Here is a 21,768-nt window from a genome sequence, read left to right on the forward strand (position 1 = left end):
CTATAAAGTTTGTATGGTTAGTCCTGCGACAGCAAGGCCAGTAATCCAGCCTCGTCCAGCAAGGGCACGCCCAGTTCCTGGGCCTTGGCCAGCTTGCTGCCAGCGTCCGCACCGGCCACCACGTAGCCGGTCTTCTTCGACACCGAACCGCTGACCTTGCCGCCTGCCGCCTCGATCAAGGCGGCCGCGTCATCCCGGCTCATGGTGGGCAAGGTACCCGTCAAGACAAAGGTCTTGCCGTCCAGCTTGCCGCCAGCGGCTGGCATTTCAGGCAATTGTGACAGTAATTCATTTCTCAGGGCGTCCAATTGGTGCAGCGCAGCGACATTCGCCTCCTCCGCCAGCCAGGCGGCCAGCGACTCGGCCACGGCGGCAGGCAAGCCGGCATGGAAACTGGCCCCTTGCGCGGCCAGGCCGGCCAGGGTCACGCCCCGCTCCACCAGCTGCTTGCTGCGCGGTTCCGTCAGTTTCGGAATGCCGAGCGCGGCCAGCAGCTTGGCTTGCTCGAGCTGCGCGCGCAGCTTGGCGCTGGGCGCATGTTCGCCCTGCGGCGTCACGCCCGCATCGAGCAACGCCTGCAGCGCCTGCTGGTTTTTTTCTTCGGCAAAGAAATCGGCGATCGATTCCGCCACCGTGCCGCCGATATCGGGCAGCACGCGCAGCAAGGCGGCTGGCGCGCGGCGCACATGGTCGAGACTGCCTAGCCACTCGGCCAGCGTCTTCGCCGTCGATTCGCCCACGTGACGGATGCCCAGGGCAAACAGGAAACGCTCAAGCGGAGGACGCTTGCTCGCTTCGATGCCGGCCAGCAGATTTTCCGCCCACTTGGTGGGAATCTTGCCTTGCTGCACTGTTTCAGGCGTGGAACCATCGCGCTCGTCGGCGCGCTGCTTCATTTCCAGCAATTTGTCCAGGGTCAGGCTGTACAGGTCTGCCAGGCCATGCACGTATTCCAGTTCGACCAGGGTATCGATATAACGTTCGCCCAGCCCTTCGATATCCATCATGCGCCGCCCCGCAAAGTGGCGGAACGCTTCCTTGCGCTGGGCCGAGCAGAACAGGCCGCCAGAGCAGCGGGCGATGGCCTCGCCCTCTTCGCGCACCACGTGCGAGCCGCACACGGGGCAGCTTTCCAGCATCTTGAACGGCGGCGGCGCCGGTGCCGGGCGCTTCTCCAGCACCACGGCCAGCACTTCCGGGATCACGTCGCCGGCCCGCCGCACGATGACGGTATCGCCCACGCGCACATCCTTGCGCAGCACTTCATCTTCATTGTGCAAGGTCGCGTTGGTCACCGTCACGCCGCCAACGGAAACGGGCGCCAGGCGCGCCACGGGCGTCATGGCGCCCGTGCGGCCCACCTGGATATCGATGCCCAGCACCTGGGTCATCGCCTCTTCGGCGGGGAACTTGTGCGCCAGCGCAAAACGCGGCGCGCGCGAGACAAAACCCAGTTCCTGCTGGTCTTCCGTGGCATTGACCTTGTAGACCACGCCATCGATTTCATACGGCAAGGCGGGACGGCGCGCGCCGATGTCGGCGTAATAGTCGAGCAAGCCCTGCGCACCGAGCACCACCTTGCGCTCCTTCGACACGGGAATGCCCAGGGTGTCGTACCAGTCCAGCAAGGCCGAATGCGACACGGGCATGGCCGCGCCGTCGAGGGCGCCGATGCCGTAGGCATAAAAACGCAGCTTGCGCTGGGCCGTGATGCGCGAATCGAGCTGGCGCAGGCTGCCGGCCGCCGCATTGCGGGGATTGGCGAATTCCTTTTGCCCCGCTTCGCGCTGGCGCTCGTTGAGGCGGGCAAAGTCCGCCTTGAACATCATCACTTCGCCGCGCACGTCGAGCAGCGCGGGGATGGTCGCGCCATGCAGGCGCAGCGGAATGCCGGAAATGGTGCGGATATTCGCCGTCACGTCTTCCCCCGTGGCACCGTCGCCGCGCGTGGCCGCCTGCACGAACAGGCCAGCTTCATAGCGCAGGTTGATGGCCAGGCCATCGAATTTCACTTCGGCCGCATACGCGACGTCCTGTCCGTCCAGGTCCAGTCCTTCGCGCACGCGGCGGTCGAAGTTGACGATATCGTCATCGGTGAAACCATTGTTCAGCGACAACATCGGCACCGTGTGCGTGACTTGCTCGAATTGCGGCAGCGGTGCCGCGCCCACGCGCAGGGTGGGCGAATCGGGCTGCAGCAACTCGGGGTGGGCCGCCTCCAGCGCCTGCAGTTCGGCAAACAGCTTGTCGTACTCGGCGTCGGGAATGGTGGGATTGTCGAGCACGTGGTAGGCGTGCAGGTGCCGGTTGAGTTCGGCGGTGAGTGCCAGGACCCGCTGGGCGGCGTCCTGGTTGGTCAGATCAGTCATTGTTGCGGGATTCTTCAGCTAAATAAACGCAGGGCGCGGGTGGAACCGGCCGGGATGTCGGCCGCGTCCATTTCCTGGTAAAACTCTTGCACCTGGCCGGCGATCTCGGCCAATGCCGCGTCCGACAGGGCCTGGTTGTAATCGTCGACGATGGTCGCGTCCAGGCGGCCCACCAGCGCGCGGGCGCAGGCGACCATGGCGCCGAAGCCGTCGCGCGCGGGCGCCACGCAAGGCACGTCCAGAAGCAGGGTCAGCCGGGGCGTGGTTTCCTCGGCCAGGGTGACATTCGTCGACAGCGAGAACAGATAGCCGCCGTCGCCGTCGGGCATGACGAAGCGGCCGTCCGGACGCACGTCGAAGCCTTGTTTTTCCAGCGCCACGAGCAGGGTGGAAATGGCCCATGGCGCGCCGTTGGTGTGCAGGTTGACGCCCAGCTGGGCGTCGTGGCCGGCGACGAAGCGGTGCAGATTGCGCGCCTCGGCCATCACTTCCATCATGTCCGGCACTTCCGGTTCCGCGCCGATGTCGTCGGCCACGCCACGCAGGCGCGTGACCAGTTCCGAGTATTCCAGTTCATTCAGGGCCGTGCTGCGGCTGGCCAGCTGCACGCCGCCCTGCATCTTGGTGTAGACACCGCCATGCGTGATCGGTTCCCAGTCGCCATTCACGTGCAAACCAATGAAGTGCACGGGCTTGTTGCCCACCAGGCGCAGGGTTTGCAGCACGGGCAGGATCTTGTCGCCGCGCACGGGCGCTTCCAGCGACAGGGGCAGCAGGCAGTCGATCAGCGGGTCGACCAGGCAGGTGGCCTGTTCGCTGGCGGCGCTGACTTCTTCCTGCACCGGGGCAGCCGGCGCGGCAACGGCGCCAGCAGATGCAGGTTCGGCAACCGCACCGCCCAGCGATGGTTCCGCATGCACGGGAGCATCGGCCACGGCGACGGGGGGCGGCGCGCCGAACGACGGTTCCGCCTTGACGGCGGGCGCCGCATCGAAGCGCGGTTCCTGGCGCAGCACGGGTTCCTGGGCATCGGCGACGGGCGATTCGCCTTCGCGCATCAGCACGTCATCGTGGTCGGTGGAAAAGGCGCGTTCCACGCTTTTCTTGGCCTTGTATTCCTGCCATTTGTTGTAGGAGAAAACACCGACGATAAAGACGCCGCCGGCGCCGAACAAGGTAATTTGAAGGTCTGTCATGCTGCTTGTGCCTCGGTAGCAAAATTTGCGGCGGACTCCATGTCCACCGCCACGATGCGCGATACGCCTTGCTCCTGCATCGTCACACCGATCAATTGATGGGCCATTTCCATCGCAATCTTGTTATGCGAAATGAAAAGGAATTGGGTCTGGTCGGACATGCGCTTGACCATGCGGCAGAAGCGTTCCGTGTTCGAATCGTCCAGCGGTGCATCGACTTCGTCGAGCAGGCAGAACGGCGCCGGGTTCAGGCGGAACATGGAAAACACCAATGCGGTCGCGGTCAGCGCTTTCTCTCCACCGGACAACAGGTGGATGGTGGCATTTTTCTTGCCAGGCGGCTGTGCCATGACTTGTACACCGGAATCGAGAATCTCGTCGCCCGTCATGGTGAGCCTGGCCTGGCCGCCGCCAAACAGAATGGGGAACAGCTCGGAAAAGTGGTGGTTGACCTTGTCGAACGTGTCTTGCAGCAGGTCGCGCGTTTCCTTGTCGATCTTGTGGATCGCGTCTTCCAGGGTGTTGATCGCTTCCGTCAGGTCGGCATTCTGGGCGTCGAGGAAATTCTTGCGCTCGGACGCCTGCGCCAGCTCGTCGAGCGCGGCCAGGTTGACGGCGCCCAGGCCCGTGATGGCATTCGTCAGGCGCGTCACTTCGCCCTGCAGATACGATGGACGCATGTCCGGGTGCAGCTTTTCCGTCAGGGCGGCCTCGTCGGCGCCCGATTCCAGCAGTTGCTGGGCGAATTGTTCCTGGTTCAGGCGCGCAGCCTGTTCCTTGAGCTGCATTTCCATGATCTTGTCGCGCTGCGGCTGCAGGCTGCGTTCCGATTGCGTGCGCGCATCCTCGGACAGGCGCAGCTGCTGCGTGATCTGGTCCAGCTCGTGACGTGCATCGGCCAGCGCCCGCTCCTGCGTGGTGCGGCGCTCGAGCAGATCCTGCAAGCCGTCGGCGGCGGCGCCGCTTTCCAGGTTGGCCAGTTCCAGCTGCCCCGCCTGCAGACTTTCCGTCACCTGCTGGGCCTGCGTACTGGCCGTGGCGATATTGCGGCGCAATTCCTCGATCTTCGCGCGGTGGGCTTTTTCCGCGTATTCCGTATCCTTGGCGGCCCGCTCCAGGTCGCGCAAGGCTTCGCGCGCCTCGGCCAGGCGCTGTTCCTTCTGCAGGAAGTCCGTATGGCCGTCTTCGTGCGCTTCCTGCAAGTTGCCCAGTTCCATGTCCAGCTGTTCGAATTTTTCTTCCGATTCCAGCTTGGTCTGCATCTGTTCCGCTTCCTGCGCGGCGATCTCGGCCAGGTCGGCGCCGATCTGCGTGCTGCGCTGGTTGAAGCGCGCCTCCACTTCCGACAGTTTCACCACATCCAGCTGCAAGGTGTGCACGGAAGAAGTGAGCTGCTGTATGCGCAGGCGCAAGTCCGACAGGTTGCGCGTCAGGGCGCCCACGGCCGCGTCGGCCCGCACGGAACGGGCGCGCGCCTCTTCGGCCAGCAATTGCTGGGCGCGCAACTGTTTGCCGATATTGTCAATTTCCTGCTGGCGGCCCAGCATGCCTTCCTGCTCCGAATCGGCCGCGTAGAAGCGCACGCTGGACGCCGTCACCACGTGGCCCTGGCGCGTGACGAAATAGCCGCCCGGCGGCAGCTTGCCCCGTTCAGCCAGCGCCTCGGCTGCGTCTTCCACGGCGTAGGCGTTGTACAGCCAATCCTGCAACAAGCCGCGCAAGCCCGGATCGTTGAGTTTCAGCAAATTCAGGAACGGTTTCAGGCCCGGCACTTCCGGCACGGGCAGCGGCGCCACGGTGGAGGGCGCGTACAGGGCCAGCTTGGCAGGCGGCGCGTCCGCAAAGAAAGCCTTGGCCCAGTCGATATTCGACAGCTGCAGCGCCGACGTGCGCTCGCGCAGGACAGCTTCCATGGCCGCTTCCCAGCCCGCCTCGATCTGCAATTTTTGCCACAGGCGCGGCAAGGTGTCGAGCTCGTGCTTCTTCAGCCACGGCTGGACCTTGCCCTGGGTCTGCACCCGCTCCTGCAATTGTTTCAATGCGGAAAGGCGTGCTTCCAGCTGGGCATTCGCCGCCGTTTCCGCATTGACTTGCGCCTGCGCTTCGGCCCGCTCCTGCTCCAGCTTGGGCTGCTGTTCCAGCGCTTCTTCCAGGTAAAAGCTCTGCTCTTCCAGCGCCTGCTGTTTTTCTTCCAGTTGCAGCTTGAGGTTTTCCAGGTGGCTGCTGTCGGGCAGGCTGAGGCTGTTCTTTTCCTGCTGCAGGCGCTCGCGGCGCGTCAACAGGCTGGCCAGGATGTTCGAGGCGTTGCGCTGGTGCGCCGATTCCAGTTCCAGTTGCTGCTGGGCCTGCATGATCTTCGCCCGCGACTCCGTGCTCTTGTACTGCGCGGCGCGCCAGGCGGCATCCAGCTCGGGCAATTGCTCGCCCTTCTGTTCGGCCATCATCTGCGACTGCTCCACCTTGGCGGCCAGCTCCTCGAGGTGGAACTCCGCCTCTTCGATCTGTTCCTGGTACTCGACGCCCTGGCTGCTCCATTGGTCGCGCTGGGCCGTCAGGGTGGCCAGCTGCGCCTGCAGGCGCGCGCGCGATTCGATGACGAACTTGATCTGCGCTTCCAGGCTGCCGATTTCCGCATTCGTCTGGTACAGATGGCCTTGCGCCGTATGCAGGCGGTCGCCCACGGCAAAGTGCGCCTGGCGCATCTGCTCCAGGGTCAGTTCCACGTTGCGCAGCTTGGCCGTCTGCTCTTCCAGGTCTGTCTGCGCCTGTTCCACTTCGCGGAAGTAGCGCGTCTGCTCGTTCTGCGCCTCGTTCTTGCGCAGCAGCCACAGCAGCTTCTGCTTTTCTTCCTGGTCCGCCTGCAAGGCATGGAAGCGCGTGGCGACGGCCGCCTGCGCTTCCAGCTTTTCCAGGTTGGCATTGAGTTCGCGCAAGATGTCTTCCACGCGCAGCAAGTTCTCGCGCGTGTCCTGCAAGCGGTTTTCCGTCTCGCGGCGGCGTTCCTTGTATTTCGATACGCCGGCCGCTTCTTCGAGGAAGACGCGCAATTCTTCGGGGCGCGATTCGATGATGCGCGAAATCATGCCCTGGCCGATGATGGCGTAGGCGCGCGGGCCCAGGCCCGTGCCGAGGAAGATATCCTGGATGTCGCGCCGGCGCACGGGCTGGCCATTGATGTAGTAGGTGGACGTACCGTCGCGCGTCAGGGTGCGCTTGACGGCGATCTCGGCGTACTGGCCCCACTGGCCGGACGCCTTGCCATCATTGTTGTCGAACACCAGCTCGACGGAGGCGCGGCCGGCCGGCTTGCGGTGCGTGGAACCGTTGAAAATGACGTCCTGCATCGACTCGCCGCGCAACTCCGACGCTTTCGATTCGCCCAGCACCCAGCGCACGGCGTCGATGATGTTCGACTTGCCGCAGCCGTTCGGTCCGACCACGCCCACGAGCTGGCCTGGCACCTGGAAATTGGTGGGATCGACGAAAGACTTAAATCCCGACAACTTGATGGAAGAGAGACGCACGTGTTTTAGAGTTCCTGGCCTATGCTGGCGGTTGATTTATGGGTGAACCCGGTTCGTATTCGGTTTGCTGGTCACCATTGCGGCGACGGCAGTCTGGCCATTCGCCGCAGGGCGTGGTTGATCATACCATTTCCTGATGCTTTTCTGGCCAAAAAACAGCAGCGCCAGGCGCCGGCCGCCACCACATCACGGGGCTGGGCGCCCGTCTTGCGCCAGTTTCCAGTCAGCCCGGGAAAAAACCCGGTCATGGCCCGACAAGACCTTGGCCAGTTTTTGCAGCCACAATTCGGTCGGCATCGGCTCCGCCTTGAAGCTGAGCACCACCATCAGCACCAGGCTGGCCAGGGCCAGCGCATGGCTAACGGCGATATTCACGGCGCCGCGGGCATTCCACATGAAGCCCAGCGCCACCGCCAGGCCCAGCAAGCAGCCGCTGACGGCTTCCGACACGCTGTGCGCATGCACGACGACGCGCGAAATGGCCACCAGCACGGCGAACGCCACGCCAGCGAGCACGCCGGCATGGCGCCAGGGACGCTCCGCCCGCTGCAGCAAGACATACATCAGGACGGGAAAGACGGCGCCGGCGCGCATGGCATGGCCGCTGAAACCGGTAAAGTCGAGGCTGCTGCTGCCCACGCCCCAGCTCATGAAAGCCAGCTTGGACAGCACCACCAGCGCCAGGCCGCCGCCGTACCACAGGCTCCAGCTGAACACCAGCCGCCACTGGCGCGACACCAGCAGCCACAGGGCGATCGCCACCCCTGCCGGCCCCATCAGCGACATATCGGCCGCAAAAGAAATTCCATTCCACCAAGTCATCGTGCCAGCGCTTATTTCATGATCAGCCCGCACTATGCCATGACTCGCCCCTGTTCCGCGCGGCTTTTCAAAAACCGGGGCCAAGAATTACATTCCATTACAAATTACCCAATGGAAACAATCCTGCCTACCCCGGTGACGCTCCCGGCGGCTCAGATATTCGTCAGGCGCTTGCCCTTGGGCGGCGCAAAGTCGCGGATCGCGGTGATCATGCCCACGTCCAGCGCCTGCTCGGCCGTCAGGTGCAGGTCGGAATACGCATGCACCTGCCACTGCTCTTCCGTCAGCTTGACGTGGTTGCGCAGGATGCGCTCCGTGCGCATGTCGTCGGCGCGCAGCCCCTCGACGATGATGCTGAGCGCATCGGGGCGCGATCCGGGCGAGGCCGTCGCGTGCGACTTGTGCACCATGAAGCGGGCCGTGTCGCTGGCATGGCGCTGGCGCCCCGACAGGAACAGGGTCACGGCGATGGATGCCACGGCGCCGCCGTTATAGGTGATGATGTCGAGCGGCAACTTGCTGAGGAAGTTATACAGGCAGATGCCATCGCTGACATAGCCCCCGTTCGACTGGATCAGGATATGCGCCGTGGTGAGCTTGTCTTCCGTGATGTCGGCCACGGCGTTGAAGACGCGCCGCACCATGTCACTGTTGACGTCGCCGGAGAGGGTGAAATAACCGTGCTGCTCGGTGTTGTTTTGCGTCTCGTTTTGCGTATTGTTCATGGCAGGCACCCGCAAGAAAGCCAGGATTTCATGATAGCGCATTCCTGCGCGGCTGCGCGCCGATTTGCAACGGGGCAGGACCTCCGCCAGCCCCGCAAAACGGCGCTTTTGCGGCACTTTTGCCACACCCGCGCCACGTCTTTACAGATTGACAGAACCACCCTGCTGGCATATATTCCTCCCACTTGATCGGGAGAGGGCAAACCAGCGTTGCCGCCGAAGGGGCACTACCCAAAAACTCTCAGGCAAAAGGACCGATCAGGCGGACTGAAGCTGTTGCTTTGGCGACACGTTTTAGCTCAACTCTGGAGAGCGGCCGCGGCTATTGCCGGCGGCCCACCGAAGGGGCGCACGGGGCAAGCCCCCGTAATCTCTCAGGTACAAAGGACAGGGGGGTCAGTGATCACGCTGGAAAGCCGTGTTTGGCTATTCTATGTTTTGTTAACTCCCCTTTTACCTTCGTCCCGAGGAATCCATGACGCTCAAAGCGACCCCACTCAATAACGCCCACCGTGCCCTCGGCGCCCGCATGGTCGATTTCGGCGGCTGGGACATGCCCGTCAACTACGGCTCGCAAATCGAAGAGCACAACGCCGTGCGCGGCGACGCCGGCATGTTCGACGTGTCGCATATGTGCGTGGTCGATATCGAAGGTCCGAACGTGCGCGCCTTTTTGCGCGGCCTGCTGGCCAATAACGTCGACAAGCTGCAAGTGTCGGGCAAGGCGCTGTACTCGTGCATGCTCAACGCCGAAGGCACCGTCATCGATGACCTGATCGTCTACTTCTTCAACGAAAACTGGTTCCGCCTGGTCGTCAACGCGGGCACGGCGGAAAAAGACGTGGCCTGGATGCAGCAGCAAAACACGGCCACCGACAGCGGCCTGACGATCACCCAGCGCCGCGACGGCAGCGACGCCATCGCCCTCGTCGCCGTGCAAGGCCCGAATGCGCGCGCCAAGGCGTGGCAAGTGCTGCCGGAAACCCAAGCCGCCTCGGAAGCCATCAAGCCCTTCAACGTCGTCATCGTCAAGGACACGGCCTTCGGCGAGATCATGCTGGCGCGCACCGGCTACACGGGCGAAGACGGCTTTGAAATCGGCGTGGCCGCCGGCCAGGTGGAAGCGCTGTGGAATGCCCTGGCCGCCGCCGGCGTCAAGCCGGCCGGCCTGGGGGCGCGCGACACCTTGCGCCTGGAAGCGGGCATGAATCTGTACGGCCAGGACATGGATGAAACGGTCAACCCGCTCGACGCGGGCCTGGCGTGGACCATCGACCTGGTCAGCGAACGCGATTTCATCGGCAAGGCCGCCCTGCTGGCCAAGGGCCAGAACGCGCAATTCGTCGGCCTGATCCTGCGCGAAAAAGGCGGCGTGCTGCGCGCGCACCAGAAAGTCATCATCGCCGGGACCGAAGCCACGGGCGAAATCACCAGCGGCACCTTCAGCCCGACGATGCAGGAAGCGATCGCCCTGGCGCGCGTGCCGAACGGCGTGGCCGTGGGCGATACCGTGCACGTGGAAATCCGCGGCAAGCAGCTGGCCGCTTCCGTCGTCAAGCTGCCTTTCGTGCGTAACGGTAAAATCCTGGCTGCGTAAGCGATTAGCAATAGAGAGCCACCGCCCGCAAGACCGTACAACCATAATCAATAACGAACACTTACCATCTGGAGCCACACATGAACATTCCTGCAGACCTGAAGTACACCGCTTCCCACGAATGGGTACGCCTTGAAGCAGACGGCACCATCACCGTCGGCATCACCGAATACGCGCAGGATGCACTGGGCGACATCGTCTTCGTCGAACTGCCAACCGTGGGCAATACCTACGGCGCCGGCGACGACGCCGCCGTGGTGGAGTCGGTGAAAGCCGCCAGCGACATCTACGCGCCGATCGCCGGCGAAGTCGTCGCCGTCAACGACGACGTGGTCAACTCGCCTGAGTCGATCAACGCCGACGCCTACGCCAACTGGCTGTTCAAGATCAAGCCAGCCGACGTGTCGGCCCTGGACGGCCTGCTCGACGCTGCCGCCTATGGCGCCACCACCGGCGCGTAATCGCGTTTGATTCACGGGCCGCCATCGCGGCCCGTTTGCATTTTTTCTGCGCTGCGCCCGCGCCCCGCATCCCGGTTTTTCAGTCTTTTTTGGCCTCTATATCATGACCCGCACCAGCCTGACCCAACTCGAAGCACGCGATGCCTTCATCGCCCGCCACATCGGCCCTTCCCACACCGAACAAGCCGCCATGCTGGCGACCCTCGGCTATCCATCGCGCGCCGCGCTGATCGATGCCCTGGTACCGGCCAACATCCGCAACAAGGGCGCCCTGCCATTGGGCGCATACTCGCAGCCGATGCCGGAACAGGAAGCGCTGTCGCGCCTGAAAGCCATCGCCGGCAAGAACCAGGTCTTGAAATCGCTGATCGGCCAGGGCTACTACAACACCTTCACCCCAGGCGTCGTGCTGCGCAACATCTTTGAAAACCCGGCCTGGTACACGGCGTACACGCCTTACCAGCCGGAGATTTCGCAGGGCCGCCTGGAAGCGATCCTGAACTTCCAGCAAGTGATCACCGACCTGACCGGCATGGGCATCGCGAATGCCTCGATGCTGGACGAAGGCACGGCCGCCGCCGAGGCGATGACCCTGATCCAGCGCGTGGGCAAGTCGAAGTCGAACGTGCTGTATGTCGCCAGCGACGTGCTGCCGCAAACCCTGGAAGTGGTGCAGACGCGCGCCCAGCCGATCGGCATCGACGTGCGCACCTTCGATCCTGCGGAAATCGAATCGCTGGACGCCTGCTTCGGCGTGCTGCTGCAATACCCGGGCGTGAACGGCGTCGTGCGCGACTACCGCGCCGGCGTGGAAAAGCTGCACGCGAATGGCGCCATGGTCATCGTCGCGGCCGACCTGCTGGCCCTGACCATGCTCACGCCGCCGGGCGAATGGGGCGCCGACGTCGTCGTCGGCAACAGCCAGCGCTTCGGCGTGCCGCTCGGTTTCGGCGGCCCGCACGCGGGCTACCTGTCCACGCGCGATGAATTCAAGCGCAACATGTCGGGCCGCCTGGTGGGCGTGACCGTCGATGCGCAAGGCAACAAGGCGTACCGCCTGGCCCTGCAAACGCGCGAACAGCATATCCGCCGCGAAAAAGCGACCTCGAACATCTGCACGGCGCAAGTGCTGCTGGCCGTGATGGCCTCGATGTACGCCGTCTACCACGGCCCTGCCGGCCTGCTGCAGATCGCCCGGCGCGTGCACCGCTACACGGGCGTGCTGGCGGCCAACCTGAAAACCCTGGGCTACGGCATCGCCAACGCCACCTACTTCGACACCCTGACGGTCAACGTCGCCGATGCGGACAAGCTGCACGCGGCAGCCCTGAAGCACGGCGTCAACCTGCGCAAGGTCGATGCCACCCACGTCGGCCTGTCGCTGGACGAAACCACCACGCGCGACGATATCGCGCTGCTGTGGAAGGTGTTCGCCGACGGCGTCGCCAACGCGCCTGCCGCGCCTGACCTGGACAGCGTGGAAGCCAATGTGACCAGCGCCCTGCCGGCGCAGCTGAGCCGGACCAGCGCCTACCTGACGCACCCCGTCTTCAACAGCTACCACTCGGAACACGAAATGCTGCGCTACCTGCGCAGCCTGGCCGACAAGGACCTGGCGCTGGACCGCACCATGATCCCGCTCGGTTCGTGCACCATGAAGCTGAACGCGACGAGCGAAATGATCCCCGTCACCTGGCCCGAGTTCTCCAACATCCACCCGTTCGCGCCGGACGCGCAGACGGTCGGCTACCGCGAAATGATCTCGCAGCTGGAAGAGATGCTGTGCGCGCTGACGGGCTACGCCGCCGTCTCGCTGCAGCCGAACGCCGGCTCGCAAGGCGAATACGCGGGCCTGCTGGTGATCAAGGCCTACCACGAATCGCGCGGCGAAGGCCACCGCAACATCTGCCTGATTCCATCGTCGGCGCACGGCACCAACCCCGCATCGGCCAACATGGTCGGCATGCAGGTGGTCGTCACCAGTTGCGACGCCAACGGCAACGTGGACCTGGCCGACCTGAAGGCGAAAGCGGAAAAGCACAGCGCCAACCTGGCCTGCGTGATGGTCACCTACCCGTCCACGCACGGCGTATTTGAAGAAGGCATCCAGGAACTGTGCGAGATCATCCACTCGCACGGCGGCCAGGTGTACATCGACGGCGCCAACATGAACGCGCTGGTCGGCGTGGCCGCTCCCGGCAGTTTTGGAGGCGACGTGTCGCACCTGAACCTGCACAAGACCTTCTGCATCCCGCACGGCGGCGGCGGACCGGGCGTCGGCCCGATCGGCGTGGGCGCCCACCTGGCGAAATTCCTGCCGAACCAGCGCTCCTCCGGCTACCAGCGCGACGCTGCCGGCATCGGCGCCGTCAGCGCCGCGCCATTCGGCTCGGCCAGCATCCTGCCGATTTCGTGGATGTACATCGCCATGATGGGCGCGGAAGGCTTGACGGCCGCCACCGAGACGGCAATCCTGGCGGCGAACTACATCGCGCGCCGCCTGGCGCCGCACTACCCCGTGCTGTACTCGGGCCACGACGGCCTGGTCGCCCACGAGTGCATCCTGGACCTGCGCCCGATCACGGACGCCACCGGCATCAGCAACGAAGATGTGGCCAAGCGTTTGATGGACTTCGGTTTCCATGCGCCGACCATGAGCTTCCCCGTGCCGGGCACCCTGATGATCGAGCCGACGGAAAGCGAATCGAAAGTGGAGATCGACCGCTTCATCGACGCCATGATCGCCATCCGCGCGGAAATCGCCAAGGTCGCCAGCGGTGAATTCGACCACGACGACAACCCTTTGAGGAACGCGCCGCACACGGCGCAGGTGCTGCTGTCGGACAACTGGGAACGCAAGTACAGCCGCGAAATCGCCGCCTACCCCGTCGCTTCCCTGCGCCAGCGCAAGTACTGGCCGCCGGTCGGCCGCGCCGACAACGTGTACGGCGACCGCAACCTGTTCTGCGGCTGCGCGCCGATCAGCTCGTACGAAGAAGAGTAAACCCCGGGCGCCCGCTCCGGCGGGCGTATCGACGACGAGAAGGCAGGCCACGCGGCCTGCCTTTTTTTATGCCTACACATCCACGTAGGTCCGATTAGCGCGCAAGCGCGTAATCCGACACAGGGTTGGCGCTCGTGGCGATGTCGGATTACGCTCCGCTAATCCGACCTACAACTCCGCCAATTCGGCCTACAGCGCCAGCAAGGCCGCGCCCGGCAAGCCCAGGGCCGTGCCCAGCATCGTCAGCAACACGACATCGCGCCGCTCGCAGCGGGCGCGGTGCGAACTCCAGGCGGCGAACAGCAGTGCCACGGCCACGCCGCTGAGCGAAATGCCTACTTCCGTCATGCCCACTCTCCCCGCGGATGCCGCGCACCCGTCATGGTTTCTTTATTCATCGTCCTCATCCTTTTCAGTGATTGGGTAAACTACCTATCGGTAGGTAGCCAGTGTACAATAAAAAAGACGGCAGTGTCCATGCCGTGTTTTTTGACGATATGAAAGAAGCGCAATGCAGCAGCAATCCCCTCTCCCCGCCGCCAGTCTCGGGCTGGCGGCCTCCCTGGCCCTGGTGGCCGTGCTCGGCCCGGCCGGCATCGATATGTACCTGGCCTCGATGCCGGCCATGGCGCGCGAGCTGCACGCCTCGTATGCGAACGTGCAGCTGAGCCTGACCGTCTTCCTGCTGGCCCTGGGCGGCGGACAGCTGCTGTGCGGCCCGCTCACGGACATGCTGGGCCGGCGCCGCCCGCTGCTGGCCGGCATCGCCGTCTACATTCTTGCCGCCGCGTGGGCGTCGCAGGCGGACCAGCTGGGCACTCTGCTGCTGGCGCGGCTGGCGCAAGGCCTGGGCGCCGCATTGACCCTCGTCGTGGTGATGAGCATGGTGCGCGACGTGGCCGATGGCGTCAAAGCGGCGCAGCTGTTTGCCCTCCTGATGACCATCGTCGGCCTGGCGCCCGTGCTGGCGCCCGCCGTGGGCGGCATGCTCGATGCGCATTACGGCTGGCGCGCCGTGATGCTGGCCCTGGCCGCGCTGGGCGCCATCACCTTGCTTAACAGCGCACTGTTCCTGCCGGAAACCTTGCCGCCCGCGCGCCGGGTCTCGCCGCAAGGCCTGCACCGCACGTATGCGCGCATTGCGCTGGACCGCGCCTTTTTGCTGCCCGCGCTGGCCCTGTCCGCCAGCTTCTTCTTCCTGTTTGCTTATATCGGCGGCGCGTCGCTCGTCTACCAGCGCGACTTCGGCCTGTCCGCCAGCAGCTTCGGCCTCGTGTTTGGCGCCACGGGCGTGGCCGTGCTGCTGGGCGCGCTGGCCAGCGGACGCCTGGTGGAGCGCCATGGCCTGGCGCGCCTGTGCATGGCCGGCAGTGCCGCCATGCTGGGCGGCGCCGCGCTGGCCCTGCTGGGCGCATGGGCCGGCTACGGCATCGCGGCCGTCGTGCCCGGCATGTTCATGGCCCTGTTCGGCCTGGGCATTGCGGAAGCGGCGCTGATGGCCATGGCCATGGGTTCGCAACAGCGGGCGCTCGGCTCCACGGCCGCCTTGCTGGGCGCCATCCAGATGACCTTGTCGTCGCTGGCCACGCCGCTGGCCGCCGGCCTGTCCGAACGGGGGCCGTTGCCATGGCTGCTGTTCTTGACCGTTTCCGGCCTGCTGGTATCATGGCTGACCCTGGCAACTGCGCGCCGCCATCCGGTCGCCGCCGCCAGCCAGGGAGCGCACTGACGCCTCACCTCATATCACCCCAATGATGAAAAAACGCTCGGCCTCGGCCGATAATATCTGTGCCGTCGCCGTCGTCCACTTTTCGGAGCACGGCTACGACGCCTCGTCCCTCAGCGACATCGCCGAGCTGGCAGGCATGCGCAAGGCTTCGCTGTATTCGCATTTCGCCGGCAAGGATGCCCTTTTCCTCGACGTCTTTGCCGACGCCCTGGCAGAAGAGCAGGCCTTCATGGACGCCTGCTTTGCCGATGAAGCGGCGCTGGCGCCGGGCGCCGGCGGCCCGCTGGCCGGCTCGCTGTACTGCGACCGCATGGCCCAGCGCTATGCGGACTCGGCCCACCTGCGCTTCCTGCTGCGCACGGCCTACCTGCCGCCCGCCACCCTGCGCGTGGAAGTGGGCACCGGTTACGAAACGCTGCTGGCGCAATTGCAGCGCCATTACGTGGCCAGCCTGGGCCGGCTGGCGCCATCCTTGCCAGCGCAACGCAGCGAGCTGTACGCGCAAGCCTACCTGGGCATCGTCGACAGCCTGCACGTGGAACTGATCTACGCAGGCGGTGCGACATTACAGCAGCGCCATGCCGCGCTGTGGCAGATATTGTCCGATTCGCTGGCGCTGGCCACGCAACATGGCTGAGCATGCGGCCTGCAACCGTCACATTACACTTTGGAAACCTAAGATTTCTTCAGTTGACACTCTTGCAGCACGTGCATAAGATGCCCCCATTATTCATTTACGGAGTCCCACGTGGGTACTTGTTCTAGTGACAGTAGCCGATCTTGTATCGGTGATTGCCTCGGCAGCTAAACAGCAAGCAACACGGGTTCCTTCCGCCGTGCCTTGCTGAGCAAGGTGCGGTGTCTCTCGCGGCCAGTCGGGCGCGCGCCTCTCCCCCTCTTTCCGATCGCGACCGGCTACTGACCCGGATTGCCCTCAAGCACCATGGTTGCCCATGGTACGCTTGCGGCACGCAAGTCTTGCCTGCGGCTGCGCCGCCCGTCAACACCTCGTCGTGAAAGGAAGAGCATGAATCTCTTCACCCGCCTGTTCGAATCGTTCCTGCGCAAACGCCACACGGCCGGCCATTTCCGCCGCCGTGCCATGCCGCTGGAAAACAGCACGGCCCGCCCCGTGCCCGACCATCTGGCGCGCCAGTTGCTGGGCGCCGCCCATGAAGACTTGGATAGCGCCCTGAACCGCCTGCACACGCGCCTGGAAGGCTTGCGCGATGCCGAGGCGCAGGTGATCGGCGCGCAAACGGGGCCGAACGAGGTCGAGCATGAAAAACCGCTGGCCTGGTACCAGCATCTGTGGCTGTGCTACAAGAACCCGTTCAACCTGCTGCTCACCGTGCTGGCGATCGTGTCCTACCTGACGGAAGACCCGAAGGCCACCATCGTCATCGGCACCATGGTGATTTTGTCGACCCTGCTGCGCTTCGTGCAGGAAGGCCGCTCGAACCGTGCCGCCGAGCGCCTGAAAGCCATGGTCAGCAACACGGCCACGGTGCTGCGCAATGGCCAGCAAACGGAATTGCCGATCCGCCAGCTGGTGCAGGGCGACATCATCGTGCTGTCGGCCGGCGACATGATCCCCGCCGATTGCCGCTTGCTGTCCGCGAAAGACCTGTTCGTCAGCCAGGCCGCCATGACGGGCGAATCCCTGCCCGTGGAAAAAATGGCCGAACTGGCCGACGCCCATGGCAAGGATCCCATGGAGCTGGCCAATCTGCTGTTCATGGGCACCAACGTGATCTCCGGCGCCGCCACGGCGCTGGTGCTGGCCACGGGCAACCGCACCTATTTCGGCACCATCGCCACGCGCGTGACGGCCACCGAACGCACGCCGACGGCGTTCGAGGCGGGCGTGAACAGCGTCAGCTGGCTGCTGATCCGCTTCGCCCTCGTGATGGCGCCGCTCGTGTTCCTGATCAATGGCTGGACCAAGGGCGACTGGATGGAAGCGTTTCTCTTTGCCCTGTCCGTGGCTGTCGGCCTGACGCCGGAAATGCTGCCCATGATCGTCACCAGCACCCTGGCCAAGGGCGCCGTGAAACTGTCTAAAAAGAAAGTTGTCGTGAAACGCCTGGACGCCATCCAGAACTTCGGCGCCATGGACGTGCTGTGCACGGACAAGACAGGGACCCTGACGCAGGACAAGATCGTGCTGGAGCGCCATACCGACGTCTTCGGCCAGCCGTCCGACGAGGTGCTGCAATTTGCCTATTTGAACAGCCACTACCAGACGGGCTTGAAAAACCTGCTGGACCGCGCCGTGCTCGACCATGTTGAATTGCAGACGGAAATGCAGCTGGCCCGCGATTACGTGAAGGTCGATGAAATCCCCTTCGATTTCGTGCGCCGCCGCATGTCCGTCGTCGTCTCCGAGCGCGACGACCACCATGAGCTGATCTGCAAGGGCGCCGTCGAGGAAATCCTCGCCGCCTGCAGCCATTTGCGCCTGGGCGGCGTCAGCATTCCGCTCGATGCGGCCCTGCTGGCGAAAGTGCTGGACACCACGCACGGCCTGAATGCGGAAGGGCTGCGCGTGGTGGCCGTGGCCGTCAAGGAAGTGCCGCCCCATAAAACCGTGTACGGCGTGGCCGATGAAACGGCGCTCACGCTGATCGGCTACGTGGCCTTCCTCGATCCGCCGAAGGAATCGACGGCGCCCGCCCTGCGCGCGCTGTTTGAGCACGGCGTCACCGTGAAAGTATTAACGGGCGACAACCACCTGGTGACGGCGAAGATTTGCCGCGAAGTGGGCCTGGCCGTGCATGGCGTGCTGCAAGGCCCGCAGCTGGACGACATGGATGACGCCACTTTGGCCCGCGCGGCCGAAGAGAACACTGTGTTCGCCAAGCTCAGCCCGCTGCACAAGGAGCGCCTGGTGCGCGCCCTGCGCGGCAATGGCCATATCGTCGGCTTCATGGGCGACGGCATCAACGACGCGCCCGCCCTGCGCGCGGCCGACATCGGCATTTCCGTCGATTCGGCCGTGGATATCGCCAAGGAAGCGGCCGACATCATCTTGCTGGAAAAGAGCCTGATGGTGCTGGAAGAAGGCGTGCTGGAAGGCCGCCGCACTTTCAGCAACATGCTCAAATACATACGCATGACGGCCAGCTCGAACTTCGGCAATGTGTTTTCCGTGCTGGTGGCCAGTGCCTTCCTGCCGTTTCTGCCCATGCTGCCGCTGCATCTGCTGGTGCAAAACCTGCTGTATGACGTGTCGCAGATCGCCATTCCATTCGACAATGTCGACGCCGAGCTGATCCAGCAGCCGCTGAGCTGGAACCCGCGCGACATCGGCCGCTTCATGGTGTTTTTCGGCCCCATCAGCTCGATCTTCGACATCAGCACCTTCATCCTGATGTGGCATGTGTTTGGCGCAAACAGCCCGGAACAGCAGACCCTGTTCCAGTCCGGCTGGTTCGTCGTGGGACTGTTGACGCAAACCCTGATCGTGCACCTGATCCGCACGCCCAAGCTGCCCTTCATCGACAGCATCGCTTCCGTGCCCTTGCTGGTGGCCACCACCGCCATCATGGCCGTGGGCGTGTTCCTGCCGATGGGTCCGTTGGCGAGCTACTTCAAGCTGCAAGCTTTGCCGCTGAGCTATTTCCCCTGGCTGCTGGGCATCCTGGTCTGCTACACGCTGCTGACGACGTTCATGAAACGCGTGTACCTGCGCAAATTCGGCTGGCAATAGTATGATGGACCGCTCTTTCCCCTACAAAAGGCGCGCATGAGCGGCTCCCCCTCCTCTTCATCAACATCCAAACGCACGCAAGCCCTGCTGCTGTCGGCGCTCGTCTTTCCCGGCAGCGGGCATTTTTTGCTGGGGCGCAAGGCGCGCGGCTGCCTGTTCGCCGTACCGTCGCTCATCGCCCTGGCGCTCGTGTTGCGCCAGATCATGGCACGATTGGATCAAGTCATGGCACAGATCGACAGCGGCACCCTGCCCTTCGACCCGCAGCTCATCATGGAAAAAGTGGAAGCGCTGTCCGCCAACGATGGCCCGGCCATGACGGTGGCCGTGGGCGTACTGGTGCTGTGCTGGATAGCCAGCCTGGTCGATACCCTGCGCATCAAGCCATGACGCCGGAAGCAGTGGCGCGCAAAGCGCGCAAGGAAGCAAAAATGCTGGCGCGCCGCGCGCAGCTGGCGCTCACCCGGCAAGACCACGGCGGGCCGCTGGCCTGGCGCGGCTGGTTCGACGGTTCCGCCCATCCGAATCCGGGCAAGCTGGGCATCGGCGCCCTGCTGCTGGGACCGCATGGCGAGCGCATCGAAGTGAGCCGGGCGGCTGGCTACGGCAGCAGCAGCGACGCGGAATATGCGGCCCTGGCGGCCGTGCTGCAGGCGGCGCTCGGCGTGCGCCCGCCGCCCGTGCAACTGCTGCTGTATGGCGACAGCCAGGTGGTGATCAACGATGTGCTGGGAACGACGCCGGTCGGCGCCAAGGGGCTGGAAACGCAAAGGGCCAGCGTGGTGGCCCTGCTGGAACAATTCAAGGACGTCAGCTTGCGCTGGCTGCCGCGCCACCGCAATGGGGAGGCGGACAAATTATCGCAGATGGCGATCGCCGGCTGGGTGGAAGACGATCCTCCACCCGCCGAAGACGCTTAAGCGGCGCGGCCGATCCGCAAGGCTTCCTGCGGCGCTTTCGCCACCGGCCGCTGGCCGCCATGTACTGCCTTCAAGCCGCCGGTCACGGCCTGCTGGCCGTTGAGCTTGAACACGCTGACCACTTGCGCCAAGCTGTGCGCCTGATGCTGCATGGATTCGGCGGCCGCCGCGGATTCCTCCACCAGCGCCGCATTCTGCTGTGTCACGGCATCCATCTGGCCGATGGCGCGGTTGATCTCGTCGATGCCCACGCTTTGCTCGCTGCTGGCGGCCGTGATTTCCGTGATGATGTCGCTCACGCGCTGCACGCTGTCGACGATGTCATTCATGGTCGAACCGGCTTGCGCCACCAGCATGCTGCCCGCGTTGACCTGTTCCACGGACGCGCCGATCAGGGTCTTGATCTCTTTTGCCGCCGACGCCGAGCGCTGCGCCAGGTTGCGCACTTCGGATGCCACGACGGCAAAGCCACGGCCCTGCTCGCCGGCGCGCGCCGCCTCCACGGCCGCGTTCAGGGCCAAAATATTCGTCTGGAAGGCGATGCCATCGATGACGGAAATGATGTCGACGATCTTGTTCGACGAGGCATTGATCGATTGCATCGTGCCCACCACCTGCGCCACCACGTCGCCGCCCTTGACGGCCACCTGCGCCGCCGATGCCGCCAACTGGTTGGCCTGGCGCGCATTGTCCGCATTCTGTTTCACGGTGCTGGTCAGTTCTTCCATCGACGAGGCCGTTTCTTCCAGCGAACCGGCCTGCTCTTCCGTCCTGCTCGACAAGTCCTGGTTGCCGGCGGCAATCTGCGTCGACGAGGTGGCGATGCTGTCCGTGCCGCTGCGCACTTCGCTGACGATGTTGAGCAGGCTCGTGTTCATGTCCTTCAGTGCCAGCAACAGTTGTCCCGTTTCATCCTTGGCGCTGGCGTCGATCTGCGCCGTCAAGTCGCCATCGGCCACCTTGCGGGCGATCTCCACGGCCGTGCGCAGGGGGCGCACGATGCCCATGGTCAACAACCAGGCGCAGACGACGCCAAAGCCCAGCGCCAGCACGGCCAGGGTCAGCAGCAGGTTGCGGCTCGTCTTGGCCACCTCGTCGATCTCGCGCGCCGTCGCGTCGATGCTGGCGCGCTGGTGCTGCAGCATGTCATTGACCACTTTCAGGTATTTCGTCGAACCGGGCACGAAAACGCCCTGGAACGCCTGCGCCGCTTCCGCTTCCTGGCCGTCCGCCTTCAGCTTCGACACTTGCGCGCGCGAATCCAGGTACACCTTGCGCTGCTCGCTCACCAGGCGGAACAGTTCTTTCTCTTCCGGGCTGGAAATCAGCGCCTCGATTTTCTTTTGCAGCTCGCCCGACACCACCGACGATTGCTTGGCTTCTTCCGCAAAATACGCACCCAGTGTCGTGTCGCTGCTGCGGGCGATGGCGGTGGTGCGGCGCACGCCGCTGTCGATCTTCGCATACCAGTCGGAAATATACCGCTCCTTGGCCAGCGGCAATTCCATCATGTTGCGCGTGGCCACGGCCACGTCGTGCAAGCGCCACACGCTGATGCCCGTGATGACCATGGAAAACAGCAAGATCACGGCAAAACCCAGGCCGAGGCGCACACCAATACTGACGTTTCTTAACAAATTCATGTGAATATCCTGAAAGAGCGGAAGCAGACTACATAAAAATACAGAAGGGCATTAAGTGCGGCTGAA

Annotated in this window: 15 protein-coding genes and 2 riboswitches; of the genes, 8 read left to right on the forward strand and 7 right to left on the reverse strand. The window is 64.2% G+C overall.

Going from position 1 to position 21,768, the window contains the following annotated elements:
* Positions 1-17: 17 nt before the first annotated feature.
* The 5 genes from ligA to ACZ92H_RS13395 form a co-directional block, all read right to left on the reverse strand.
* Entirely contained in the window at positions 18-2,369 is a 2,352-nt protein-coding gene (ligA, locus tag ACZ92H_RS13375) for an NAD-dependent DNA ligase LigA (RefSeq protein ID WP_465049742.1), read from the reverse strand.
* 14 nt (positions 2,370-2,383) lie between these two features.
* Positions 2,384-3,565, reverse strand: coding sequence for a cell division protein ZipA C-terminal FtsZ-binding domain-containing protein (locus ACZ92H_RS13380; protein ID WP_131378676.1), 1,182 nt, complete (start codon positions 3,563-3,565; stop codon positions 2,384-2,386).
* Entirely contained in the window at positions 3,562-7,089 is a 3,528-nt protein-coding gene (smc, locus tag ACZ92H_RS13385; RefSeq protein WP_465049743.1) for a chromosome segregation protein SMC, read from the reverse strand. The genes ACZ92H_RS13380 and smc overlap by 4 nt, the downstream gene beginning before the upstream one ends.
* Before the next feature lie 186 nt (positions 7,090-7,275).
* Positions 7,276-7,875, reverse strand: coding sequence for a phosphatase PAP2 family protein (locus ACZ92H_RS13390; RefSeq protein ID WP_131378863.1), 600 nt, complete (start codon positions 7,873-7,875; stop codon positions 7,276-7,278).
* A gap of 188 nt (positions 7,876-8,063) precedes the next feature.
* Entirely contained in the window at positions 8,064-8,636 is a 573-nt protein-coding gene (locus ACZ92H_RS13395; protein WP_465049745.1) for an ATP-dependent Clp protease proteolytic subunit, read from the reverse strand.
* A gap of 180 nt (positions 8,637-8,816) precedes the next feature.
* A riboswitch (glycine riboswitch) is annotated at positions 8,817-8,903 on the forward strand.
* Between the two features lie 28 nt (positions 8,904-8,931).
* Positions 8,932-9,037, forward strand: a riboswitch (glycine riboswitch).
* 74 nt (positions 9,038-9,111) lie between these two features.
* On the opposite strand from ACZ92H_RS13395, the gene gcvT reads away from it, so the two are divergent.
* The 3 genes from gcvT (at position 9,112) to gcvP (ending at position 13,698) form a co-directional block, all read left to right on the forward strand.
* The gene (gcvT, locus tag ACZ92H_RS13400) at positions 9,112-10,233 is read left to right on the forward strand and encodes a glycine cleavage system aminomethyltransferase GcvT (protein ID WP_465049746.1); all 1,122 of its coding nucleotides are present in this window, start codon (positions 9,112-9,114) and stop codon (positions 10,231-10,233) included.
* Positions 10,234-10,313: 80 nt separating this feature from the next.
* Entirely contained in the window at positions 10,314-10,694 is a 381-nt protein-coding gene (gcvH, locus tag ACZ92H_RS13405; protein ID WP_131378684.1) for a glycine cleavage system protein GcvH, read from the forward strand.
* 103 nt (positions 10,695-10,797) lie between these two features.
* Positions 10,798-13,698, forward strand: coding sequence for an aminomethyl-transferring glycine dehydrogenase (gene gcvP, locus ACZ92H_RS13410; RefSeq protein ID WP_465049747.1), 2,901 nt, complete (start codon positions 10,798-10,800; stop codon positions 13,696-13,698).
* A gap of 189 nt (positions 13,699-13,887) precedes the next feature.
* Here the strand turns inward: gcvP and ACZ92H_RS13415 are convergent, their stop codons facing one another.
* Entirely contained in the window at positions 13,888-14,046 is a 159-nt protein-coding gene (locus ACZ92H_RS13415) for a hypothetical protein (protein ID WP_171985004.1), read from the reverse strand.
* Between the two features lie 163 nt (positions 14,047-14,209).
* On the opposite strand from ACZ92H_RS13415, the gene ACZ92H_RS13420 reads away from it, so the two are divergent.
* The 5 genes from ACZ92H_RS13420 to ACZ92H_RS13440 all read left to right on the forward strand — a co-directional run bounded on the left by ACZ92H_RS13420 (position 14,210) and on the right by ACZ92H_RS13440 (position 20,059).
* Positions 14,210-15,427: a Bcr/CflA family efflux MFS transporter gene (locus ACZ92H_RS13420; protein ID WP_465049748.1), complete on the forward strand. Its 1,218-nt coding sequence runs from the start codon at positions 14,210-14,212 to the stop codon at positions 15,425-15,427.
* Positions 15,428-15,449: 22 nt separating this feature from the next.
* Positions 15,450-16,064, forward strand: coding sequence for a TetR/AcrR family transcriptional regulator (locus tag ACZ92H_RS13425; RefSeq protein ID WP_131378690.1), 615 nt, complete (start codon positions 15,450-15,452; stop codon positions 16,062-16,064).
* 390 nt (positions 16,065-16,454) lie between these two features.
* Positions 16,455-19,139 (forward strand): magnesium-translocating P-type ATPase, encoded by a 2,685-nt coding sequence (gene mgtA, locus ACZ92H_RS13430; protein WP_465049750.1) that lies wholly within the window; start codon positions 16,455-16,457, stop codon positions 19,137-19,139.
* 36 nt (positions 19,140-19,175) lie between these two features.
* Positions 19,176-19,529: a hypothetical protein gene (locus tag ACZ92H_RS13435; protein ID WP_465049751.1), complete on the forward strand. Its 354-nt coding sequence runs from the start codon at positions 19,176-19,178 to the stop codon at positions 19,527-19,529.
* Positions 19,526-20,059, forward strand: coding sequence for a ribonuclease HI family protein (locus ACZ92H_RS13440; protein WP_131378696.1), 534 nt, complete (start codon positions 19,526-19,528; stop codon positions 20,057-20,059). Before ACZ92H_RS13435 ends, ACZ92H_RS13440 begins: the two co-directional genes overlap by 4 nt.
* Here the strand turns inward: ACZ92H_RS13440 and ACZ92H_RS13445 are convergent.
* Positions 20,056-21,702, reverse strand: a complete 1,647-nt coding sequence (locus ACZ92H_RS13445) for a methyl-accepting chemotaxis protein (RefSeq protein WP_465049752.1) — start codon at positions 21,700-21,702, stop codon at positions 20,056-20,058. The two genes, ACZ92H_RS13440 and ACZ92H_RS13445, sit on opposite strands and share 4 nt — an antisense overlap.
* Between the last annotated feature and the right edge of the window lie 66 nt (positions 21,703-21,768).

It is taken from the genome of Janthinobacterium foliorum (assembly GCF_978021625.1).